The organism is Haemophilus parahaemolyticus, from assembly GCF_018373095.1.
Lineage (GTDB): Bacteria > Pseudomonadota > Gammaproteobacteria > Enterobacterales > Pasteurellaceae > Haemophilus_A > Haemophilus_A parahaemolyticus_A.
This window is the reverse complement of the sequence record NZ_JAHAHT010000106.1, coordinates 1-5,892: the sequence shown is the minus strand read 5'-3', so window position 1 is coordinate 5,892 and position 5,892 is coordinate 1. Positions and strand designations below refer to the sequence as shown.

The following is a 5,892-nucleotide window of genomic DNA, read 5'->3' as shown; positions in this document are numbered from 1 at the left end:
TAGCACTGCGAAATGAAAAAGGGAGCTACAACGGATTATGAACGGGTAGTGTCGGCAATTGGATTATAGCACTGCGAAATGAAAAAGGGAGCTACAACTACAACATTACACAATATGAATGTTGATAAATTATAGCACTGAATTTTATCCGATTAGCTAAACAAATGATTGGTTAAATCAACTAGACAATAAAAATCTTCTTCGCTACGATTGAGTCATTTATACGAGTAATCGCTTAAATGGTTTAATTTTTATGCAATCTGAAACCGAACATCCTCTAGAATACCATCCTTTTAACCCTATTTTACCACTAGAAGCCAAGGTGGTAATGATGGGGACATTTCCGCCTACGAATGAAAAACGTTGTATGGAATTTCATTATCCGAATTTTCAAAACGATATGTGGCGAATTATGGGCGAAGTGTTTTATGACGATAAAGAGCACTTTCGTGTAGGTGAAGAAAAACGGTTTGACCCTATGCGAATTGAGGCATTTTTGCGAGAGAAGGGGATTGCACTTTGTTCTTCGGCGAGAACGGCAATTAGACTACGAGGCAATGCGGCAGACAAAGATTTGAAAATTGTTAAGCCTGTTGATATGGGCGAGCTTCTGATTGATTTGCCAAAAGTGGAATGGCTTTTTACCACGGGCGGATTAGCAACGGAAACCTTGCTCGGTTTATTGCCTGAAAAAGTGAAAACACCAAAAACGAATGAGTGGATTGATTACCCTTATTCTGCAAATCGTATGCTTAAATTATACCGCCTGCCGTCCACTTCTCGAGCTTATCCTCTTAAATTTGAGAAAAAAGTGGAAGCCTATCAAACCTTTTTCAAAATGGTGGGGCTGATTTAAGAACATAAAAGTAAAAGGGCGCGAATTTTAATTTCACGCCCTTTATTCTAATGATGTACTGCAATAAACATTGCGATCATAAAGCTAACTACAGAAAGCAAGTAGAATTTGATGGAATATGGCTGATTTTTCTTAAAGGCTTTTACAGTAAAAATCACATAAAGCACAATAAATAAGAATTTACCGAGCAACCAGCTTAATTCCGAGAGGGTGTAAACGCCTTCCGAAGTGTAGGCATAAACCACGGTCGCACCGCTTAATAACAACAAAGTATCAATAATATGCGGAGCAATTTTCAAGATTTTATATTGTCGCCAGTTGATTTGTCTTGCACTTAACGCTCCACGAGTTAAAAGCAAAATCAGGCTTAAATAAGCAAAGCCAGCGTGGCTGTGAACAAGTTTTGGTAGGATGTCGAGCATTATGCCTCCGCAATTTCAGTTTTTAAATATTGGAAAATATCACGATACGCTTTTGGCGGTTTGTTCGCCTCTTTCTCTTTTTGAGCTGCACGAATCAAGTTACGTAAATGTTGGCGATCTAAGCGTGGATATTCATCCATTAAATAGTTTAACGAGCTATCGCCCATCGCAATAAGCTGATCACGTACAAGTTCCAATTTGTGCAACAACGCTTGTTGTTGGTTGTGGCGATTTTTGACTTTATCCAATGCGTCTTGAATAGGTTGAGGATCGCGGTTGCGTAAAAGTTTGCCGATAAACTGAATTTGGCGGCGACGAGCTTCTAGTCTAAAACTTTGTGCTTGGCGAATTGAGTCTTTTAAATCCTCATCAAGCGGAATTTTCTCTAAATTTTGAGGGCTAAGTTCAATTAACTCCGCACCTAATTTTTTCAATTGTTCTGAATCGCGTTTAATTTCACTTTTGCTGACCCAGATAATTTCCTCTTCTTCATCTGTCCAGTCGATTTCATTATGACGTTTTCTAGCCATTACATCTCCATTTAGTTTAAAAATAGAGGGCGAAACTGAATTTCGCCCTGTATCCAGATATGCTTATTATTTAAAACGCTACACTCTCTTTTAAACTTACAGTTAAGTTGAAGATTAAGTATTCTGGGTGGCTATCTTTGCTATCTAGGCAGTAGTAGCCTTCGCGTTCGAATTGGTAACCTTGTTCTGCTTTTGCGTTTGCTAAACTTGGTTCAACAAAACCGTGTTTTATTACTAAAGAATTTGGGTTTAATACGCTTTCGAGCTCTTCTTCAGCACCTGGATTCGGTACAGTGAATAAGCGATCGTATAAACGGAATTCTGCAGGTTTGGCATATGTTGCAGAAACCCAGTGGATTACACCTTTCACTTTACGACCGTCTGCAGGGTTTTTACCCAAGGTTTCAGGATCGTATGTGCAATAAATGGTAGTAATTTTACCGCTTGCATCTTTTTCTACTCGTTCTGCTTTGATCACATAAGCATTACGTAAACGCACTTCTTTACCTAATACTAAGCGTTTGTATTGTTTGTTTGCTTCTTCACGGAAGTCAGCTTCGTCAATGTAAAGCTCCTTCGTGAAAGGCAATTCGCGAGAGCCTAATTCTTCGCGATTTGGATGATTTGGTGCTTTTAACCACTCTTCGCCTTCGAAGTTTTCAATCACTACTTTAACAGGATTAATTACAGCCATTGCACGTGGTGCATTTTCGTTTAAATCTTCACGAATGCAGGCTTCAAGGGCAGAGTATTCCACTACGTTATCTTGTTTAGTCACGCCAATACGACGACAGAATTCACGAATAGATGCTGGCGTATAACCACGGCGACGTAAACCAGAAATGGTTGGCATACGCGGATCGTTCCAACCATCTACAATTCCGTCGTTTACCAATTTTAATAGCTTACGTTTAGAAGTTAAAGTACCTTCTAAGTTTAAACGTGAGAATTCGTACTGATGCGGTAATGGGCGTTCAATACTGATATTATCTAACACCCAGTCATATAAACGACGGTTGTCTTGGAATTCTAATGTACATAATGAGTGAGTAATACGCTCAATTGCATCTGAAATACAGTGCGTGAAATCATACATCGGATAAATGCACCATTTATCGCCTGTTTGGTGGTGGCTGGCAAATTTAATGCGATATAACACAGGGTCGCGCATCACCATAAATGGCGATGCCATATCAATTTTTGCGCGTAAACTTGCTTTACCCTCTGCAAATTCGCCGTTTTTCATTTTTTCAAATAAAGCTAAGTTTTCTTCAATAGTGCGGTCACGATATGGGCTGTTTTTACCTGCTTCAGTTAATGTGCCACGATATTCACGCATTTCTTCTGGCGAAAGCTCATCTACATACGCCAAGCCTTTTTTGATAAGTTCAATGGCATAGCCGTGTAGTGCATCAAAGTAGTCTGACGCATAGCGGATCTCGCCATCCCAATGGAACCCCAGCCATTCAACATCGGCTTTAATAGAATCAACATATTCCACATCTTCTTTTACTGGGTTGGTGTCATCAAAACGGAGGTTACATAAACCTTTGTAATCTTCGGCAATTCCGAAGTTTAAGCAGATTGATTTGGCGTGACCAATATGTAAATAGCCGTTTGGCTCAGGTGGGAAACGGGTGTGAACGCTAGTGTGTTTACCCGATGCTAAATCTTCATCAATAATATGGGTAATAAAATTCGCACGAACATCATTTTCTTGCGTTAAAATTTCTTCGCTCATAGTTCTCTCTGTTTTTATCTATATAATAATTGGAACATTTTACACTTTATTTATAATGAATTAAAGATGACGGAATGGGAAAGCCGTGAGAACGTGAAATTTCATTTATTTTTTAAAAAGGATTTGACATCCTTCTATAAATGTCTATAATACGCCCCATCAGACGCGGGGTGGAGCAGCTTGGTAGCTCGTCGGGCTCATAACCCGAAGGTCGTTGGTTCAAATCCAGCCCCCGCAACCAGTTTTATCGGCTCACATTCCTGATAAGGTTTGTGAGCTTTGTTTTATGTATATTTACAATCTATTTATTTGCGAAATATTACATAAAACAAACCGCTTGTATTGTTTGCGTTTAAAGAATATAGGTGGCGGATACAATTTATTCGTATCATAAGGGCTGGTTAAGCCCTTTTTTTACATCTGGAGAAAACCTTTGGCTACTTTAGAGCAAAAATTAGAAGAGCTAACCACAGATACCATTGAAGCTATGGGCTGTGAGTTAGTGGGCATTGAATGCCAACGTGCAGGACGTTATTTAACCGTCCGTTTATTTATTGATAAAGAAGGTGGCGTAACAATTGATGATTGTAGCGATGTTAGCCGCCAAGTGAGTGCAATTTTAGACGTTGAAGATCCTATTGCAGACAAATATAACCTTGAAGTGTCTTCGCCTGGTTTAGATCGTCCATTATTCACATTGGCTCATTACGAGCGTTTTGTAGGGCGTGATGTAGTGGTTCACTTACGCATTCCAATGTTTGACCGCCGTAAATGGCAAGGTAAATTAGAAAGTGTTAAAGGCGATTTGATTACCTTAATCGTAGATAACGAACCACGTCAGTTCGCATTTGGCAATATTCAAAAGGCAAATTTAGTGCCCGTATTTGATTTTTAACCCATTATTGATAACTGAAAGAGAAATCCAATGAGTAAAGAGATTCTTTTAGCCGCTGAAGCGGTATCAAACGAGAAACAATTACCAAAAGAAGCGATTTTCGAAGCTTTAGAAACCGCTTTAACTATCGCAACGAAAAAAGGTAGCGATTTAGATATTGATGTGCGTGTGGTGGTTGATCGTAAAACAGGTGCATTCCAAACTTTCCGTCGTTGGTTAGTGGTGGAAGAAGTGCATAATATGACGCGTGAAATTAGCTTAGAAGCTGCACAATTCGACAATCCTGAAATCCAATTAGGCGATGCGGTTGAAGATGAAGTGGAATCTATTGAATTCGGTCGCGTGGCAATTCAAACCTTCGGTCAAGTGGTAAAAACGAAAATCCGAGAAGCAGAGAAGAGCAAAATCATTGATGAGTTTCGCCCAGATGAAGGCAAAATCATCAGTGCAACCGTGAAAAAAGTGACTCGCGATAACATCTTCCTTGAGCTTCAAGGTAAAACTGAAGATATTAAAGGCGAAGCGGTAATTGTGCGTGAAGATATGCTTCCACGTGAAAATTTCCGACCAGGTGACCGTGTACGTGGCGTGTTATATGCAATTAAACCTGAATCTAAAGGCCCTCAAATCTTTATAACACGTTCAAAATCTGTGATGTTAGAAGAGTTATTCAAACTGGAAGTGCCAGAAATTGGTGAACAAGTCATCGAAATTAAAGGTGCTGCACGTGATCCTGGTTCACGTGCGAAAATTGCCGTGAAATCACATGATAAACGTATCGACCCAGTTGGTGCTTGCGTAGGTATGCGCGGTTCACGCGTTCAAGCAATCAGCAATGAGCTTGGCGGTGAGCGTGTGGATATTGTGCTTTGGGATGATAATCCAGCACAATTCGTGATCAATGCAATGGCGCCAGCAGACGTGAGCTCAATCACAATTAATGATGAAACTCACTCTATGGACATTGCGGTTGAAGCGAAGAACTTAGCACAGGCGATTGGGCGTAATGGTCAAAACGTACGCTTAGCGACCCAATTAACAGGCTGGACATTAAACGTAATGACGGTCGAAGAGCTTGATAAGAAAGCACAAGAAGAAGATGGTAAAGTAATTAACCTCTTAACTTCTGCATTAGAAATTGATGATGAATTCGCACAAGTGTTAATCGATGAAGGCTTTACTTCTTTAGAAGCGATTGCCTATGTGCCAGTTGATGCCTTAACAGCAATTGATGGCTTGGAAGATGAAGACTTAGTCGAAGAGTTACAAGCTCGTGCGAAAAATGCAATCACTAAGAAAGCCCTTGAAGAAGAAGCCGCTTTAAAACAAGCTCAAATTGATGAGAAATTATTAAACCTTGATGGTATGGAACGCCATATCGCATTCAGATTAGCAGAAAAAGGCATTACCAACCTTGAAGAATTAGCTGAGCAAGGCACAGATGAATT

Annotated in this window: 6 protein-coding genes and 1 tRNA gene; 4 read left to right on the top strand and 3 right to left on the bottom strand. The window is 39.9% G+C overall.

Going from position 1 to position 5,892, the window contains the following annotated elements:
* The first annotated feature begins 253 nt into the window (after positions 1–253).
* A complete protein-coding gene (locus tag KH943_RS08865; RefSeq protein WP_304110115.1) occupies positions 254–856 on the top strand; it encodes a DNA glycosylase in 603 nt (200 codons plus the stop codon).
* A gap of 47 nt (positions 857–903) precedes the next feature.
* On the opposite strand, the gene KH943_RS08860 is transcribed toward KH943_RS08865, so the two are convergent.
* The 3 genes from KH943_RS08860 to glnS all read right to left on the bottom strand — a co-directional run bounded on the left by KH943_RS08860 (position 904) and on the right by glnS (position 3,549).
* Complete coding sequence (locus KH943_RS08860) at positions 904–1,278, bottom strand: SirB2 family protein (protein WP_304110113.1); 375 nt, start codon at positions 1,276–1,278, stop codon at positions 904–906.
* Positions 1,278–1,808, bottom strand: a complete 531-nt coding sequence (yjgA, locus tag KH943_RS08855; protein WP_304110111.1) for a ribosome biogenesis factor YjgA — start codon at positions 1,806–1,808, stop codon at positions 1,278–1,280. Before yjgA ends, KH943_RS08860 begins: the two co-directional genes overlap by 1 nt.
* Before the next feature lie 70 nt (positions 1,809–1,878).
* Positions 1,879–3,549 (bottom strand): glutamine--tRNA ligase, encoded by a 1,671-nt coding sequence (glnS, locus tag KH943_RS08850; protein ID WP_304110109.1) that lies wholly within the window; start codon positions 3,547–3,549, stop codon positions 1,879–1,881.
* Between the two features lie 164 nt (positions 3,550–3,713).
* Between glnS and KH943_RS08845 the strand changes: the two genes are divergently transcribed.
* From KH943_RS08845 to nusA, 3 genes are all read left to right on the top strand, one after another.
* Positions 3,714–3,790 (top strand) — tRNA-Met (locus tag KH943_RS08845).
* A gap of 192 nt (positions 3,791–3,982) precedes the next feature.
* Positions 3,983–4,444, top strand: a complete 462-nt coding sequence (gene rimP / locus KH943_RS08840; protein ID WP_304110107.1) for a ribosome maturation factor RimP — start codon at positions 3,983–3,985, stop codon at positions 4,442–4,444.
* 30 nt (positions 4,445–4,474) lie between these two features.
* A partial coding sequence (nusA, locus tag KH943_RS08835) for a transcription termination factor NusA (RefSeq protein WP_304110106.1) occupies positions 4,475–5,892 on the top strand: 1,418 nt, incomplete at its 3' end.